14 protein-coding genes are annotated in these 17,454 nt (G+C 58.3%); 13 read left to right on the forward strand and 1 reads right to left on the reverse strand.

Annotated features, from left to right (window positions below; translation table 11 throughout):
• The first annotated feature begins 4 nt into the window (after positions 1-4).
• From KUIN1_RS01800 to KUIN1_RS01820, 5 genes are read left to right on the forward strand one after another with little or no spacing between them, the layout of a single operon-like run.
• Positions 5-1,546 carry a class I adenylate-forming enzyme family protein gene (locus tag KUIN1_RS01800; protein ID WP_003403196.1) on the forward strand — a complete coding sequence of 514 codons (1,542 nt, stop codon included), beginning with the start codon at positions 5-7 and terminating at the stop codon, positions 1,544-1,546.
• Between the two features lie 16 nt (positions 1,547-1,562).
• Positions 1,563-2,594 carry a hypothetical protein gene (locus KUIN1_RS01805; RefSeq protein WP_003403194.1) on the forward strand — a complete coding sequence of 344 codons (1,032 nt, stop codon included), beginning with the start codon at positions 1,563-1,565 and terminating at the stop codon, positions 2,592-2,594.
• The gene (locus KUIN1_RS01810) at positions 2,587-3,768 is read left to right on the forward strand and encodes an acyl-CoA dehydrogenase family protein (protein WP_152091794.1); all 1,182 of its coding nucleotides are present in this window, start codon (positions 2,587-2,589) and stop codon (positions 3,766-3,768) included. The genes KUIN1_RS01805 and KUIN1_RS01810 overlap by 8 nt, the downstream gene beginning before the upstream one ends.
• 35 nt (positions 3,769-3,803) lie before the next feature.
• The gene (locus KUIN1_RS01815; protein WP_003403190.1) at positions 3,804-4,190 is read left to right on the forward strand and encodes an ectoine synthase; all 387 of its coding nucleotides are present in this window, start codon (positions 3,804-3,806) and stop codon (positions 4,188-4,190) included.
• Positions 4,191-4,238: 48 nt separating this feature from the next.
• A complete protein-coding gene (locus KUIN1_RS01820) occupies positions 4,239-5,465 on the forward strand; it encodes an MFS transporter (RefSeq protein WP_024659621.1) in 1,227 nt (408 codons plus the stop codon).
• A 112-nt stretch (positions 5,466-5,577) separates the two neighbouring features.
• On the opposite strand, the gene KUIN1_RS01825 is transcribed toward KUIN1_RS01820, so the two are convergent.
• On the reverse strand, positions 5,578-8,676 hold the full coding sequence (locus tag KUIN1_RS01825) for an autotransporter domain-containing protein (RefSeq protein WP_152091795.1): 3,099 nt from the start codon (positions 8,674-8,676) through the stop codon (positions 5,578-5,580).
• Between the two features lie 217 nt (positions 8,677-8,893).
• Between KUIN1_RS01825 and KUIN1_RS01830 the strand changes: the two genes are divergently transcribed.
• The 8 genes from KUIN1_RS01830 (at position 8,894) to KUIN1_RS27870 (ending at position 17,451) form a co-directional block, all read left to right on the forward strand.
• The gene (locus tag KUIN1_RS01830) at positions 8,894-9,790 is read left to right on the forward strand and encodes a TauD/TfdA dioxygenase family protein (protein ID WP_152091796.1); all 897 of its coding nucleotides are present in this window, start codon (positions 8,894-8,896) and stop codon (positions 9,788-9,790) included.
• A gap of 16 nt (positions 9,791-9,806) precedes the next feature.
• Complete coding sequence (locus KUIN1_RS01835; protein ID WP_152091797.1) at positions 9,807-10,688, forward strand: ABC transporter ATP-binding protein; 882 nt, start codon at positions 9,807-9,809, stop codon at positions 10,686-10,688.
• A 232-nt stretch (positions 10,689-10,920) separates the two neighbouring features.
• A complete protein-coding gene (locus KUIN1_RS01840; RefSeq protein ID WP_032655458.1) occupies positions 10,921-11,787 on the forward strand; it encodes an ABC transporter permease in 867 nt (288 codons plus the stop codon).
• 38 nt (positions 11,788-11,825) lie between these two features.
• Positions 11,826-12,845, forward strand: a complete 1,020-nt coding sequence (locus KUIN1_RS01845) for an ABC transporter substrate-binding protein (RefSeq protein ID WP_116830728.1) — start codon at positions 11,826-11,828, stop codon at positions 12,843-12,845.
• A 96-nt stretch (positions 12,846-12,941) separates the two neighbouring features.
• Positions 12,942-14,317, forward strand: a protein-coding gene (locus KUIN1_RS01850) for an IS3-like element ISPsy9 family transposase (protein ID WP_152091779.1) whose coding sequence is annotated in 2 segments (ribosomal slippage) — positions 12,942-13,413 and positions 13,413-14,317 — 1,377 coding nt in all. Because the reading frame shifts where the segments join, the coding sequence is not laid out codon by codon here.
• A 608-nt stretch (positions 14,318-14,925) separates the two neighbouring features.
• Positions 14,926-15,159 carry a DUF6124 family protein gene (locus tag KUIN1_RS01860; protein WP_024641568.1) on the forward strand — a complete coding sequence of 78 codons (234 nt, stop codon included), beginning with the start codon at positions 14,926-14,928 and terminating at the stop codon, positions 15,157-15,159.
• A gap of 89 nt (positions 15,160-15,248) precedes the next feature.
• A complete protein-coding gene (locus KUIN1_RS01865) occupies positions 15,249-16,247 on the forward strand; it encodes an RHS repeat-associated core domain-containing protein (RefSeq protein WP_116886675.1) in 999 nt (332 codons plus the stop codon).
• A 112-nt stretch (positions 16,248-16,359) separates the two neighbouring features.
• A complete protein-coding gene (locus KUIN1_RS27870) occupies positions 16,360-17,451 on the forward strand; it encodes an RHS repeat-associated core domain-containing protein (protein ID WP_232060012.1) in 1,092 nt (363 codons plus the stop codon).
• The last annotated feature ends 3 nt before the right edge of the window (positions 17,452-17,454 follow it).

The raw sequence follows: 17,454 nt of genomic DNA on the forward strand, positions 1-17,454 counted from the left end.
AACGATGCAGTTGTTTCATCAGGTTATCGCAGATAACGCCCGTAGATATCCGACCAAGCCGGCCATTATTCTAGACGGGCAGGCGACTTCTTATCGGGAATTGCAACAGCGGGTAGATGACATCGCGTCGTTGCTTGCAACGCTCGGTATCCTCCCTGGCGACCGTGTAGGTCTCTACGCGCCGATCTCCATTGACCTGATCGCAAGCTATCTGGGTATGCTGCAAGCCGGAGTGATCACCGCTGCGACTCATCACACCCTCAGCCGTACCAAGCTGATTCATCAACTCAAGCATTCCGGTGCCCGGGTGCTGATCACCGACTGCACTGATGATTTGCCTGACTTGATCAATGAGGCCGGTCTCGAGCTTGTTTTGCTCACTGTCCCGATTCCAACAGCAATACCTGGGGTTATTCAACTTGCCGAGGCTGTCTCGGGGTACCGCGATGAAGTGAGCGCCGTAGCCTCATTATTGACCGATGACCCTGAACGCCCCACATCGATATTTTATACCTCGGGGTCGACCTTCAATCCGAAAGGCGTACTCGTCAATCACCGCATCATGTTGGCGGCCAGCAGTCGGGTCACTGCTTACCTGGGTAACGAAGCCGATGACCGAATCCTCAGCTACTCAACACTGGCATCGGACTACGGCGTCTATAACGTAATGATGCCGTTGTACGCAGGGGCTACCAGTGTCATTGAGAGCCGGCCTGCAGGTAGCGCAGAAGAAGTACTCGCGGTCGTCGAACGCGAGGCGGTGACCGCAATGCATGTCTTTCCTCCGGTATTTTGCCTGCTGGCCAATGCCGGACCCGAGTGGCAGGCACGGGTACCTGGCTTGCGTTATATCTCCAGCAGCGGACAGGCCCTTCATAGCCGTCACATTCAGCGCATTCGCCAGGCGCTGCCTCAGGTGCAGATTTTCTCCAACTACGGACTCACTGAATGCAAGCGCGTGAGCTACCTGCCCCCCGAGGAAATTGATCGTCGGCCAACGTCTGTAGGCAAACCTCTGCCCGGTGTCAGTCTGTACTTGCTGGACGAGCATGACCGGGTGATCGACCAGCCTGGGCAGGTTGGCGAGTTGCTGGTGACAAGCGACTACCTGATGCTTGAGTACTGGGACATGCCTGAAGCGAACGCCAGAGCCTTTGTTCACAATGCTTTCGGTCACTCGCGGCTGTACCGCACGGGCGATCTGTTCAAGCAGGACGCAGAGGGCTATCTCTACTATGTTGCCCGCAAGGACGACGTATTTGCGCGCAATATCTGGAACGTGAACCCACGGGAGATCGAGCAGTGTCTGGCTTCGCACCCGGCGGTTGCCGAGGTGCTGGTGGTGCCGGTCGCTGACGAGTCGGCCGGGCATGTGCCCAAGGCGTGCATCGTGCTTGATAGCGACCACCGTCAGACCAGCGGACAAACGCTGATCGACTATTGCAAGGCGCATCTGGATTGGCACATGGTCCCGACTCAGTGCGTGTTTCTTGAGGCTCTGCCAAAAACCGATTCGGGCAAGTTTTCCGCCAAAGGACTGATCTGATAGAAGGAGCTATGCCATGAAGACGTTACTCCAGCCAAATGTCGACACGCCCCTCGACCGTGACCTGCAACAGAGTGCGATGCTGAAACTTGCAGGACACTTCCACAGTCTGGCAACAGGTGCCACTCAAGTGCCCTTGCAGTCCCTGGACAGTCATCTACGATGCGATATCCAGGACCCGCAGGTCCTTGATTACCACGATCGACTCATCTCGGGTGCCGGGCCATTATTTTCCCACTTTCTGGCCAGCGTGCCCTACATCCTTGAGGAACTGGCCAGAGTCGGCGTTGCGCTGGCCCGTTTTGCTCAGCTAAATAGCAGGGAAACAGGCCAAACCTTCAGCCTGTTTGAAGTGGACGCCTTTGACGGAAGTAACGGCCGCGCACTCGCGGGTCATTCGCATGGCTTGATTCAAAGCTTTACGTCCTCTCCGAACGCGGCCAATCAGATTACCTTCAATCGGCATGCCGACCCGGCGTTGTCGTTGTTCTTTGCGCAGTCGGTGTTCAAGGTAACAGGCGCTCTGTTGGCGACCCCCGAATACGATCGCTTCAGGGGGGGATTCGACTTCATCTATGAGATGGCCGCATTCCAGTTCTATACCCGTGACCGCGTTGGCCAGATTTCCCACATCAAGCAGTTTCTGAAGCCGGGCGGCCTGGTATTTTTTCTGGAGAAGCTCGATCACCCCGATCCGGAAGAATACCTTTTGCGGGAGCGGATCAAGGATGAGCAGTTCAAGACCCGCTACTTCAGTGAAGAAGAGATACGCTGGAAGCGCCAGCAGATGCTCGAATACATGCAAAACGGTCAAGTCACGCTGGAAGCGCTGGTGAGCGCTCTTTGCGCTCGCTTCAAATGTGTGCACCTGCTATGGAGCAGCAGCAACTTCTGTGAGTTCGTTGCCTCGGACGACCCGCAACAGTTAGAACAGTTTCTGGATCTACTGGGCCCGACAGTCCAGCCAGCGGATTTTTGCTTTGAACGTTCGCGTCTTGGCGCCATAGCTCCTTCGCAAAAAGGTGTTGTGGAGTTTGGCGATGCTTGAGCCTGCCGAGCAAGCGTTCCAGCGCAACGTAGTGTCCTTGATGTGTCAGCGGGCGGTCGCGTATCTGCCTTTGTGGCGAGAGCGGGCTGCTGTGGCCGAAACAAATCGCCGGCTGAGCAGTAGCACATTCGACGAACTGTTTACCGAAGGCTGGCTGGATCTGGTGTCGCCACGCGCGCCTGTCACAGGTACGGGTCACTGGCCCACTCTGGTAGAAAGCGCACGGATTGCGGCTCGGGCGTGTGCCTCCACAGGCTGGATGCTGGCGTTGGTGGGTGGTCACGGCTCAATCGCCCGGCGACTGCCCCCCGCCTGCGTAGACCAGCTTTACAGCCATGGCCCACGACAGTTGTTCGCTTCAGCATCTACCAGTACCGATAGCCTGCTGTCCTTTGAACCAGAAGGTGTTCGGGTTGACGGGCGCTGGCGCTTCAGTTCGGGCATTGAGGATGCTACCTGGTTAATGCTCAACGCCCCCTGCGCTGACCACCCTGAAGCCGCTTGCACCCCGCGCTTTCTGGTGCTGGTCGCCGCCAACGAAGTGGAGAGGCTTCACAATTGGGACAGCTGCGGTATGGCGGCAACCGGTTCTCACGACGTGCTGCTCCGGCGGTTGTTGGTGCCGCATGACCGCGTCTTCGCGCTGCATGAAGTGTTTGCGCAGGACCCGCTTGCATTGGCGTGCGACTACATCGACAGGTTGCCCCTCGTGCCCTATCTGACCACCTCGATCATTGGCCCGCTACTGGGCTGTGCAGAGGGTGCTCTTGCCGCGTTTGTAGCGGCCTTCAACAGTTCATCGGCGGTAAGTGATCCCCGGATCGCCGAACAGGCTGCACACTCGGCCGCACAGCTCTACAGCGTCGAGCTGTTGTATGACTCGTTGATCTCCCGGCTGCACGAGGCGGGACTCAGTGACCGGGTTCTGGACGCAGCGCAATTGTTGCAGCTCAAGCGCGACCGCGCCTATCTGGCGCAACAATGCGTGCAGGCCGTGCACCGGTTAGTGGAAAGGCTCGGTGCGTCTTCCTTGGTTGCCAGTAACCCGCTTCAGCGTCACTGGCGTGATATCCAGGCGATGGCCGCGCACCGAGACGTGACCTGGAACGAAACGATGCAGGCCTGTGGCGACGCGATTCTGCGGCCTGCCACTGACAACGCTCAAAAGAATTGAGTTTTTTCCCGTCGGCCACCTCAGAGAGGTTTCACATGTTTGTTCGCAACAAAACCGATGTCGAGAACACCCCTTATTTCGTCGAATGGGGCGCCGGAACCAGTCACCGTCTGCTCACTGAACGTGATGCTATGGGCTTTACGCTGTGCCACACCATTGTCCGCGCGGGCACAGAGTCGCTCTTGCATTACCGCAATCACCTTGAGGCGTGCTATTGCATTGGAGGTGAAGGCGAAGTCGAGGACATGCAAGGCAACGTATTTCCGATCCGGCCTGGGGATGTGTATGTGCTTGACCAGCACGATCGGCACTTTCTGCGCGGAGGCAAGGAGCAGGACCTGATACTGGTCAGCGTCTTCAATCCGCCTTTGCGTGGGGACGAGCGACATAACCTCAATGACGGTACGGGATCCGCTTACTAATGTTTCTTCTGGCCGCTATGCCACACCGCTTACTGACAGGAGTTCTCCATGCGTAAGGATTACCTCGCTTTTTTTATCTCGCTTTTTCTATCGAGACTGGCGGACCAGATCCTGTTGTTTATCGTGCCGCTGGTGGTATTCCAGACCACCAACAGCGCTTCATGGGCCGGGCTGGCGTTTTTCGTCGAATCGCTGCCGAGGTTTCTCGCGTTTCCGTTGTGCGGTGCCCTCTGCGACAAATACCCGCCAGTCAAAATTCTGCATATCAGCCAGATCTACCGGGCATCGCTGTGCGTGCTGGCGATGGTGCTCTACGCCATCTTTGGCGGTATCGGATGGCTGGTGGTGTTATCGGCACTGTGCGGGGTGCTGACCACGCAAGGCATCATGGCGCGCGAAGTGCTCATGCCGTATATCTTTCAGCACTACAGCTACACCAGAACGCTGTCCTATTCCCAGATCGCCGACCAGTCAGGGCTGGTTCTCGGGCCCTTGGTCGCGGCACTGATGCTTGAAGTGTGGGCCTGGCACTGGGTGGTGCTGTTGACCGCCGGCCTTTTTCTGCTGGCAGACCTGAGCATGCTCGCGTGGCAACGTCTCAGCCGTATCACGCTTGAGGTGTTCGAGCAGCATCAGGACATCTGGCTGCAGCCATTGCGGATTGCCTTCGGGCACATCCGCAGCCTCGCGGAATTGAAAAAGATCATCACGCTGGCGGTAGGCGTCAACCTGATCGTCGGTGTCACGCTGGCGACCTCGGCAGCCATGGTGATCGGTGAGTACAGCGCCGGCAAAGACAGCTATGCCGGGCTGCAGGCGGCGGGCGCGGTGACGACCATCGTGATCCTGTTCTTCCTGGCCCGCGTGGCTCTGCCTATGCGCGTGCTGGGTGGCGTCGGCTTTTCGATGATCGCGACCGGGGCATTCATCAGCGCCCTGAGCCCGAACCTGATTGGCTATGCGTTGGGGTTCCTGTTGATCGTCGGTTTCGACAAGATGTTCAACGTCTACATGCGCACCCTCCGGCAGCGGGTGATACCGCCTCAGGACTTCGGCAAGACGGTGGGCGTGATCACGTTGCTCAACAACCTGTCGCAGCCTCTGGCGGGTTTGCTGGTGGCCCTGCTCGCGGCGCCCTTGGGCATTCGCCAGGTCATCCTGATGCTGGCCGTGCTGACGAGCGTTATCGGAGCGGGTGCCCTGTGGTGGTTTGCAAAGGCACGCAGCCCTTTCCCGACCTCGATTGTTGAGGCTGATCGGGAGGCCGGGAAATGAAAACGAGAGAGCTGGAGTTGGATGAAGTCGAGGGTCAACGCAAGAGCGCTCAGACCCCCTGATAACTTCGGCAGGCTGCTCTCCGCCCCTACAGAGAGCCGCCGCTTCAGCCTTAAAACGCCAACGTCACCCGAGCATTCAGCGACTGATCCGATGCGTCGTTGCTCACCTGACCGTCATAGCTCAGGCCCACGCTCAAGGTATCGCTCAACCCCAGGTCGACACCTGCGCCGAGCACGGCTGCGCTGCGGGCGATGGGGGCGCCGGAGAGTTCGAAGGTGCTGCCGCCGCTGAAGGCCGAGCGGCTTTCCGGGGTGACGTCGCCGTAGGTGCGACGCCAGCCCAGTGTGGCGTTGGGTTTGATCACGACGTTGCCAGCGCTCAAGTGAGTCGCTGCACGCAGGCCCAGGGTGCTGAAGGTGATGTGGTTGTCCTGGGATTTGTTCTGCAGGCTGATGGCGTTGCTGTTCTCGTCGAAGGCGTCGGTGTCCAGGCGTACGTGTGCCAGGTTGGCGAAGGGTTCAAGCTGTGCGTTGCCCATTTCCAGGGTGTAGCCCAGTTCGCCGAAGACCTGATTGGTCGCTGCCTTGTAGTCTTCCTTGAAGTGCTCGGACGAGCCCGGCAGGTCCAGCGTGCGCTTGGCGGTCAGCTCATGCCAGGTGCGTACCGCGCCGAGGCGCAGGCCCAGTTGGCCCCATTTCGCGCCGCCGTAGACACCCAGGTGGTAGTTGTCGCTGTCGGTCGAGCCGGACGCGTGGCGCAGGTCGAAGCTGCTGTTGCTGAAGCCGGCCAATGCACCCACACGCCAGGTGTCGTCGAGCGGTACGTCGGCGCCGAACAGCAGGCCGCTGGTGCGGGTTTCGAGGCCCGAGGCGTCACTGCTGCTGTCGGTCTGACCGGTCGCGCCGATGGCCTGGCTCCACACCACACCGCGCGAGGCATCACCGGCCAGGGTTTGCGTGGTGCTGCCGAATGCCTGTGCGAATTGCGCTTGTTGCATGCGAGCATTCATGGCATTGCGCACCAGCCGACTGTCTTCGATCAGTGCAGATTGGGTCGATGCATGCAGCTCGTTGGACAGCGCGCTGAACGTGGCCTGCGCCGTCGAGGCGTCGTCCTGCACCACCTGACGCCACAGCGCATTGCCTGCCCCCGCGCTGTCCAGACCCTGTGCGACCGCCTTGGCATTGCGCGTGGTCGCCAGGCTGGCGAAGGTTTGTGCGTTGCGATCCAGTGTCAGGCCGACATCGGTCGCGGTGTAGTTCAACGTCGGAGTAAGGAACGCGAAGTTGGTTTGCACGGCGGCAAATGCACCGCTCACGCCACCGGCTGCGGAGAGGATCGAATAACGGCTCGCGGCCAGCCAGTTACCGCCTTCAACCAGTGACAGCGTGCTGTTATTGATCGTCGCGCGACCGCTGGCGACGATGCGGTCGGCTTTGCCACTGGCGTCCGACTCGACCTGATAGACCGAACCCTGAGCCAGGTTGACGTCACCGTTGACGTTCAGTTGCCCGACCGAATTACCCGGCGCGACCACGCCGCCCTGAGCGACGTTGATGCCGCCGACGGTGCCGTTGCCACCCAGCGTCGCGCCTTGCTGCACGCTGACGATGGAGTTACCGAGGTTGCCATTCACTGCCAGGCGACCGGCCTGCACGGTCGTCGCGCCGGACAGGCTGCTGTTGCCGGTCAGGTTCAGTGAACCGACGCCGCGCTTGATCAGCGCGCCGGTGCCCGTGAGGGTGTTGGCGAGGGTGTCGTTGGTGGACTGATCGACCACCAGCGTTGCGTTGTCGGTGATCGTGCCGCTGCCGAAGGCCTGGGCATGGCCGGTCAGGGTGCCGCCGTTGATCAGCGTGCCGCCCGAGTAGGTGTTGTTGCCGGTCAGGATCAGGTTGCCCGTACCGTTCTTGATCAGCGCACCGCTGCCGCTGATGTCGTTGCGCCAGGCGTCGATGGCGTTATAGCCGCCCAGGCTGGCGTTCATGTTGACGGTGACGTTGGAATTGAACGCGCCGTAGCCATCGCCTGCGGCATACAGGTTCAGGCGACCGTAGCCACCTGACTGATCGATCACTGCATAGCCCGATGACAGTTCAGTGGTCGCCAGAATCTCGCGACGCTGGCTGGCGTCGAGGTACGGGAAGCGTGTTTCCAGCAGCACTTCCGCGTTGGTCGGCACGACCGGGGCCAGGTTGGTCGGGCCGACCGGGTCGAAGCCGTAGGTCATGCGCGCGGTGTACAGCGCCTTGTCCTGCGCGTGCTGGGACGTGCGGTCGGTGGCCGGGTCGATGGCCGTCATGCAATTGTTGACGTCGCCGCCGCACTGAGCGGTGAAGTAGGCCAGCGCCTGTGCGCGAGCATCGGCGCGCAATTGCGTGTTGGCGGAATTGGACAGGTTGTCGATGGCGAAATAGGTCGCCGTAATACGCCCGCCCATCACGTCGAAGGGCGAGTGCATGCCCGCTTCGATGCGGTTGTCGCCGATTTCCGAAGCACGCAGCATCAACTCGCTGAACCGCTCGGGGATCGCGTAGGCCAAGGCGTAGGCTGACAGGTAAGCGGCGTTGGTGTGACCGCTGGGGAAACCCGAGTCACTGGCCGGCGTGGTGCTTTCGGCCGGGCGCAGGGAGGGCGCGACGACGAATGCCAGGCTCTGTCCGTCGAGGCTCTGCCGCCATGGTCGTGGATACAGATAGTGGGACTTGGCCGGAGTCGTGGAGGCATCGTTGCGCACCGCGCCGACCAGATCGACCACCTTGCCCAGCGCCGAAGACGAACTGCCTGCGCCATTGCCCTTGTCGTCGTACCTGACGGTTTTGTTGCTGTCGTCGAATTGCGTGATCGTTGTGAACGCGCCCGCGCCGGCTTTATAAGCATCGCTCAGCGAGCCCAGGCCGCTGATGGCGCTGTAGCTCTGGTCGCGGCGGTCATCGAAGTAGGCAGCGGTTTCCTGCGCCAGCGTGCGCGAGTTGGCGCGGTCGACCACGATCTGCAGGTTGCGCCGAAGCAGGCTCTGACCCAGCGCGGTGGGCGTGCCGGTGTCCCAGGTTGCACCGGCTGTCCACAGGGTGTTGAACCCGGAGAGCAGGTCCACACCGTTTATACGATTGTCATTGGCACGGCTCGCTGCCTGAACCGAGACGGCAAGCAGCGACAGTATCAATGACGACACCATTACATGGGCAACCGGTTTATTGGATCGCATAGCGGGCGCTTCACTCAGGTCGAATAAGGCGCCGACCCTAGCAAGGCGGTCTTACACTTGGATGTATCTGTCGTGACACATTTATGCTGGCTGAAGCTACACAGCGAAGCAGTGAAAAATTCAGCACTATCGATATTCCTTAACGGTATTTAAATTCTCTTTCTTATATCTATAGAGTTTCTTCTTTCAGTCACACAGTCCTGGAGTCGGAGTTCTCATGCCAGCAGCCTCCCTCGCTTCATCGTCCGCTCAACCGGCTTCGCAATCGTTCGAAGTGCGTCCATTCACCGAAAAGGTGGGCGCGGAAATCGTTGGGCTGGATCTGTCCAGGCCGTTGAACGATGCCGACTTCGCTCGTTTGCATCAGGCACATCTGGACCATCATGTGGTGGTGTTTCGCGATCAGCAGATCACGCCGCAACAGCAGATCGATTTCAGCCGGCGCTTCGGGGTGCTGCAGATCCATGTGCTCAAGCAGTTTCTGTTGGCCAACCACCCGGAAATCCTGATCGTCTCCAACATTGTCGAGAACGATAAGCCTGTGGGCCTGGGCGATGCCGGTAAATACTGGCATTCGGACCTGTCATACAAAGAGTTGCCGAGCCTGGGCTCGATGCTTTACGCCCAGGAGTTGCCGAGTGAAGGCGGCGATACGCTGTTTGCAGACATGCACCTGGCATGGGAAACGTTGCCGCAACACCTGCGCGATGCCGTCGAGGGGCGTTCAGCGGTGCACAGTTACACCGCACGCTACGCCGAGGGCCATAACGCCGCCAACTGGCGTCCGACCCTGACCGCCGAGCAACTGGCGCAGGTAGTTGAAGTCAGCCATCCGATCGTTCGCACTCACCCTGAAAACGGGCGCAAGGCACTGTTTGTCAGCGAGGGTTTCACTACACGCATCCTCGGTCTGCCGGAAGACGAGAGCCGTCAGATTCTCAACGAGATTTATGCTCACAGCGTGAAGCCCGAGCACATTTATCGGCACCAGTGGCGGGCCAACGACATGGTGTTCTGGGACAACCGTTCCCTGATCCACCTGGCTGCCGGCTGCCCGGCGCATCTGCGCCGCAAACTGCATCGCACGACCATTCAAGGCACCGCGCCATTTTGATCCAGGAGAGCCGTTCATGAATGCTGTCGCGCAAGGCCACACGGCCAGCACCAGCACCCAAGCGCAGCCGGCTGCTCAGCCCAGCGCTGAAGCCTTGTTGCAAGTTCGCGGCGTCAGCCTCGAATACCGCACGCCAGAGCGGGTGGTGCGGGCGACGCACCAAGTCAGTTTCGAAGTCGATCCGGCCGATCGTTTCGTGCTGCTCGGCCCATCCGGTTGCGGCAAGTCGACGCTGCTCAAGGCGGTGGCCGGTTTCATCGAGCCCAGTGAGGGCGAGATTCGTCTGGCGGGGCAGCAGGTCACCGAGCCTGGCCCGGACCGCATCGTGGTGTTTCAGGAATTCGACCAGCTGCCGCCGTGGAAAACCGTGATCGAGAACGTCATGTTTCCGCTGCTGGCATCACGCACATTGAAGCGCCCCGAAGCGCTGGAGCGCGCACGTTACTACCTGGAAAAGGTCGGCCTCAGTGCGTTTGCCGATGCCTACCCGCACACCTTGTCCGGTGGCATGAAAGCCCGCGTGGCGATTGCCCGGGCTCTGGCCATGCAGCCGAAAATCCTGCTGATGGACGAACCCTTTGCCGCGCTGGATGCACTGACCCGACGCAAGATGCAGGAAGAGCTGCTGGAGCTGTGGGATGACGTGCGCTTTACGCTGCTGTTCGTCACGCACTCCATCGAAGAAGCACTGGTGGTCGGCAACCGCATCCTGCTGCTGTCCCCGCATCCGGGCCGTGTACGGGCGGAAATCAACAGCCATGAATACGACCTGAAAAGCCTCGGCGGTGTCGGTTTTCAGCAAACCGCGCAGCGTATTCATCGGTTGTTGTTCGATGAGGGCGAGGCCGGGCCGGTGGAGCAGGATCTGAATTTTCAGGACATCCGGATCGCTTATTGACTGGCCGCACTGGTACAGGTTTTTGATTCTGGCCGAAGGCCGTAGGAGCGAACTCGTTCGCGAAGACGGTAGTTCAGACAATGCATCTTCTGAGAATGTAACGGCCCATTCGCGAACAAACTCGCTCCACGCCCTGCGAGCAGAATCAAAGGCTAAATAATGAATGCTGTGCGTATTAACGCTTCCCAGAGCGTTCTGTATACGCTTTTTACGACTACCGAGAACCCGAATCATGAGCCTCGCACCTCCCGCTCGCGAAGAATATGAAATCACGCTGGAGCCTTTCACTCAGGAAGACCTGACCCGCGACCTGCCCCTGGCACAGCGCATCTGGCAACTGAGCTGGGTGCGCAAATGCGTCATCATGATCGCCCTGGCGGTGATCTGGGAACTGGCCGCACGTCTGCAGAACAACGACCTGCTGTTGCCGAGCTTTCTACAAACGGCTGCCGCCTTTTATGACGGGCTGATTTCCGGTGAGTTGCCGGGCAAGGTCTGGATCTCCCTGACCGTGCTGATTCAGGGCTACCTGATCGGCATCGTGCTGGCGTTCGCCCTGACCACCCTGGCAGTGTCCACCCAACTGGGCCGCGACCTGCTCAGCACGCTGACTGCGATGTTCAACCCGCTACCGGCCATTGCCCTGCTACCGCTGGCGCTGCTTTGGTTCGGGCTGGGTCAGAACAGCCTGATCTTTGTGCTGGTGCATTCGGTGCTGTGGGCACTGGCGCTCAATACTTACGCGGGCTTTCTGGGTGTCTCGGAAACCCAGCGCATGGCCGGGCGCAACTATGGTCTCAAAGGCCTGCGCTTTGTCTGGCACATCCTGATTCCTGCTGCGCTGCCATCGATTCTCGCCGGTCTGAAGATCGGCTGGGCCTTTGCCTGGCGCACGCTGATCGCCGCCGAACTGGTGTTTGGCGCGTCCTCCGGCAAGGGCGGTCTGGGCTGGTACATCTTCCAGAACCGTAACGAGCTGTATACCGACAAGGTCTTCGCAGGCCTGGCAGCGGTGATCCTCATCGGCCTGCTGGTCGAGAACCTGCTGTTCGCCAACATCGAACGCCTGACCGTCAAACGCTGGGGCATGCAGCGTTGAAACGCCGTCTTTTTTTGAATAATCAGGGTGAGAACCACATGAAAACTGCATTTCAACGCCCGGCACTGAGTGTGTTGGCGGCGACGCTTGGCTTGTTTGGCGCGCTGCTCAGCGGCGGTGCCCAGGCTGAAGGCAAGATCAGCATCGCTCAGCAATTCGGCATTGGCTACCTGATCCTCGACGTGGTGCGCGATCAGAAACTGATCGAGAAACACGGCAAGGAGCAGGGCCTCGACATCAAGGTCGACTGGAACAGCATCTCCGGTGCCACGGCGATGAACGAAGCGTTGCTGGCCGGCGCACTGGATGTGGTGTCGGCAGGCGTGCCGCCGATGCTGACCGTCTGGGACCGCACCAAGGGCAAGCAGAACGTCAAGGCGATTGCCTCGCTGGGTTCGATGCCCAACTACCTGCTGACCAACAACCCCAACGTCAAGACCCTCAAGGACTTCACCGACAAGGACCGCATCGCTGTTCCGGCTGCGGGCGTTGGCTTCCAGTCGCGCACGTTGCAGATCGAGACCGCCAAGCTGTTCGGTAACGACAACTACAAGAAATTCGACAACATCTCGGTCAGCCTCGCGCACCCGGATGCGACTTCCGCGCTGATTGCCGGTGGCTCGGAAATCAACTCGCACTTCTCCAGCCCGCCGTTCCAGTACCAGGAACTGGAGAGCGCCAACGTGCATAAGGTGCTCAGTTCCTATGACGTGCTGGGCGGCCAGGCGACGTTCAACGTGCTCTACACCACCGAGAAATTTCACGACGAAAACCCCAAGACCTACAAGGCGTTCTACGATGCGCTGGCCGAAGCCGAGAAGATCATCAAGGCCGACAAGCCCGCTGCCGCGCAGACCTACATCCGCGTCGAGCAATCGAAGCTGCCGTTGCCACTGGTAGAGAAAATCGTCGCCGACCCGGAAATCGACTTCACCGTCACGCCGCAGCGCACCTTCATCTACGCCGAGAAACTGCATGAGCTGGGTGTGTTGAAAAACAAGGCGGCGAGCTGGAAGGATTTCTTCTTCGAAGAAGCGCACGGCACCGAGGGCAGTTGATCGGCGCGGTTTGCGGATGACGCGGAGCGTCACGAACGGCATTCCCACGCAGAGTGGTGTGACCCCCGAAGGTTGGATGCAACCTTTGGAGGCGTCATGGGTAAATATACAGAGCAGGCAAAACTCGCAGCCGTGAAAGAGTATTGTGCCGGCAAGGCAGGTTTGAGGGATGTTGCGCATCGCCACGATGTGGACTTTTCCTGCCTTCGTCAGTGGGTCGCGGCTTATCAGATCCACGGCCCAGCCGCTCTTAAAGAGAAAAGGCGACAGCGTTACAGTGACGAATTCAAGCTAGCTGTTTTGAAGCGCATGCATGATGAGCGATTATCACTGCGCCAGACAGCGGCCTTGTTCGATATCCGTCAGTTCGGCATCATCAATCTATGGCAGCGCCTTTTTGACGAAGGTGCTCTTAACGCATCCTCAAAGCCCCCTAAGAAAGTTGGACGCCCAAGAAAGATGACGACGCCCCTTCCCCCTGTGAACTCCGCTCCGATCAACGATGAATCGCGCTCGCGTGACGAGTTGCTTGCCGAGGTGAAGCAACTGCGGATGGAGGTCGATTATCTAAAAAAGCTCGATGCCTTGGTTCAGAAGAAGCAACGAATAGCGCAGCAGAAAAAGCGCAAATCGTGATGGAACTGAGGCCTTTACATCCTCTGGACGGCCTGCTGAAGTTTGCCGGTCTGGCACGCAGCACTTTTTACTATCAACAAAAGGTACTGCTGGCAGATGACAAATACGCCGGGCTGAAAGACCTGATTCAGGCAACTTTCTACGAGCACAAGGGCCGGTATGGCTATCGTCGCATCACGGCAGCTTTGCGCAGGGCGGGCCATCTTGTGAACCACAAGACGGTGCAGAAACTAATGGGGCAGCTAGGCCTGAAGAGCCTGATACGCGTGAAGAAATACCGTTCCTACAAAGGCGAAACAGGCAAGGCCGCGCCTAACCTGCTAAAGCGTGATTTCAAAGCGCAATACCTTAACCAGAAATGGGCCACCGACGTGACCGAATTCAAAGTAGGAGGCCAGAAACTCTATCTGTCGCCGATCATGGATCTGTACAGCGGCGAAATCATTTCCTATGCGATTGCCAGGCGCCCGCTGTACTCCATGGTCGACGAAATGCTTGAAGGAGCATTTAAGCGGCTTGGACCGCATGAAAAGCCGATTTTGCATTCCGACCAGGGCTGGCAATATCGGATGCCTATTTACCAGCGACTGCTCAATGAGAATTCGATCGCAGCCAGCATGTCGCGCAAGGGTAACTGCTACGACAACGCGGCTATTGAGAGCTTTTTTAGCACGCTGAAATCCGAATTTTTCTACCTGAACAAATTTAACGATCTGGATGAGCTTCAAGCGGGTATCGAAGAGTACATTGAGTATTACAATCACTCACGCATAAAACTGAAGCTTAACGGCCTGAGTCCTGTGGAATACAGAATGCAGGCCGCCAAGGCAGCGTAGGTGGATAATTGTCCAACCTTCGGGGGTCACACCAGAGCGTGAGGAACGATAAGTGATCTCGGGAACGCCATCGTACCCATGCTCCGCGTGGGTATGGATTTCCGGACGCTCTGCGTCCTCCTGAATGTATGACGCGGAGCGTCATGAAGAGCATTCCCACGCAGAGCGTGAGGAACGATAAGTGATCTCCCGGGCGCCTATCGTTCCTCACGCTCCAGCGTGGGAATGCTGTTCTGGACGCTCTGCGTCCTCTTCTCGAAGAATCAGGTTACTTCCGCTCACGAAAAACCTGTCCTGCAGGACCTTTCTTTCAGTCTTTTCTCTTTCCTGCGTATGACCTTTCCTAGAAAATCCCGGGCCCTTGCGCCTGCCAAGTCTGCACTCTAGGCTGCGTCGGTCGCTGATTTTTCCAGCGATCGGGTTTAGCAGCCTGTTTGTGGATGACAAGTGGCGCAAGTGCCGTTTATGGCGGCTTTGCGTGGGGCACCTTCGGGTGCGCCGGTTGCTTGCGCTTGTTCCACACCGGTCTGCTAACCCGCGTCAAAGTCGCCACCCTTGTTTGTTTAGCAGCAGGCATCTGGTGGTCTTGTCAGCTAAAGGAATAAGCGATGATCAACTCAACCCCGTCCCCGCCGCTCCCCAACTCTCTGGAAGACTCTCTGATACAGGTCAGCGACATACTGCGCTGTGCCTCTGCCACCGCGTATGAAACCGGTGACAACCTCGATGGCCTGAAACGCGATCTGGCATTCTCGGTGGTGCATCTGATCAATATGGCCAAGGCCGAGCTGGAGCGCTCGCTGGAATGTGTTCAGAACCCTGACAGCCCTGATGAAACCTAGCAGTTCTACGAGTAGCCGCTAAGGTTCAGTTAACGCATTGTGTGCTTGAAGAGGCCTGCCTCGCTGAAAGACCACTCCGGTTACTCGTCATGCGCCAGCAAACCACTCCATGCCGGTACCGCTACGACGCGCTGGACCGGCTCGCGACTCGCACGCCTGTGGGAGGGTCCATTGCCCGTTCGTTCTATCAGTCCGACACGCTGGCCAGCGAGATTCAGGGTGCAGAACACCTTCGCTTCCTGCATCACGATCGCCAGTTGCTCGCTACGCAGTCAGCGCTCGCCACGTTGTTGATCGGCTCGGACCAACAGCACAGCGTGCTCCACACCGTATCGGCCGGCTTGCCTGCCGCTATCGCCTACACCCCCTATGGGCATCGGCAAGCGCTGAACCCGCTGCCAGGCTTCAACGGTGAGCGACCTGACCCGTTGACCGGTCATTATCTGTTGGGCAATGGTTATCGCGCCTACAACCCCGTTCTGATGCGCTTCAACAGCCCTGACAGCCTGAGTCCGTTTGGCAACGGCGGAGTCAATGCGTATGGCTATTGTGCGGGTGACCCGGTCAATCGATCCGATCCTACGGGACATGGACTCATTGATGATGTGCAGACGTACATCTACCTTGGCACAGCCCTTGTTACCGGCGTTTTTGGCCTTCTGACGGCTCGTTCGTCTATAAAGGCTGTGATAAAGGGAGTGAAGCTGGATCCCGAAGCAAACGCTGTCGATAATGTCCTCTCCCAGACTTCCGCGCTCAGAAGACCGGCGACCACGGTGGAAAAAGTCTCGGCAGCCATTGGTGTCGGAGCGCTGATTGCCAGTGCGACATGGACCGCCTCTTATATTGCAGGTAAGTTCGAGCGTGATTCACTGGCAGCTCGTACGCTGAGAAGCGTTGCTATAGTTGTTGTTGTCCCTGTCGTCGGGCTTCGTGGCTGGACGTATTATCGTTCCAGACTTCCCGCGCGAGCTGCGAAAAAAGCTTCGATATTGGAGCAGAGCGCCGTACGTCGGTCTAATAGCATTGGATCCTCACGTTCAAGTATTCGAAGTGGTGGTCCAGAGATTGAAGACACTTCTCTTTGAACATCCTTTTTGCGCTCTGCATAAACCCGGTCGCTGACAGTTCTGCCAGTAGACCTGCATCCCGACTCGGGTCACGCTGAAGCTCTGACTTCGTCATCATCAAGGAACGATAATGGCCATCCTCTGCAGGTACACCTACGACCCGCTGGACCGTGTGTCCACATTGACCCCTTTGGCTCAGGCCGTCTTCAACCGGTTCTACAACGGCGAACAACTGATGACCGAGTTGCAGGGCGGCAGGCAAAGAACCTGTGTCCGCGCAGGCGGCCAGCTGCTGGCGCAACAGCTTCGGGAGGGCGATGAGGTCGTGACGACGATGATCGCCGGCGACCGTAACAATAGCGTTCTGCACGCGAGCGAAGCCGGGCAACAATCTGACGTTGTCTATACGCCATTCGGGCATCATCAAGCCGTGCAGGCTAGTGCAGAGCTACCCGGTTTCAACGGCGAGCAGCCTGACCCGCTGACCGGCCATTACCTGCTCGGCAATGGCTATCGCGCCTACAACCCGGTTTTGATGCGCTTCAACAGTCCGGACAGCATGAGCCCGTTTGGCAAGGGCGGGTTGAATGCGTATGCGTATTGTGTGGGCGATCCGGTCAATCGGGTTGATCCGACGGGGCATTTCTCGGCGTTGGCTGCTTTGATATCAGGCATTGTACTTAGTGCTGCCGGAGCAGGCGCAATAGCGACGGCTGCCGGGCTCAAGGATTCGGACAGTACGCTCGGTACCACGCTCACCGTCGTCGGGAGCATCTCTTTGATGGCCGGCTTGGGGGCATTTGCTACGACGGGTTTCAAGTTAAAACAGACGAGCGTCAAGTTAAAACAAATGAGAGCCAAGGCTAAAGAACTCGAGAGCGCTGAAAGCAGGTTTAAAAAAGATTTAGCTGGCCCGGCATCCACTATAAATCGATCGAGTAGTGGCAGTAAGAAAACTTCGGCTGACTTGAGTAAAAAGTGGAGAGAGTATGAGGTCGAGAAGTCTCATAGTCCAGGTGTGGAAGGTATTGTTTCTCAAATACAAAAATCTGATTTATTGATGGTTGAAGGTAAGATTTATTATGCGGCTGGTCACAGGGTGCATAAACTCCGTTCAGTGCTTGGTGTCATGAAGAAGAATGGCGATAGGGTGGATTTTTTTCGTGTGCGTGGAGTCGACGAAGTACTCGATATTGAAAGTTATGATGTCCGAAATAGTTAAAAA

The organism is Pseudomonas sp. KUIN-1 (genome assembly GCF_009176725.1).
Taxonomy (GTDB): Bacteria; Pseudomonadota; Gammaproteobacteria; order Pseudomonadales; family Pseudomonadaceae; genus Aquipseudomonas; species Aquipseudomonas fragariae.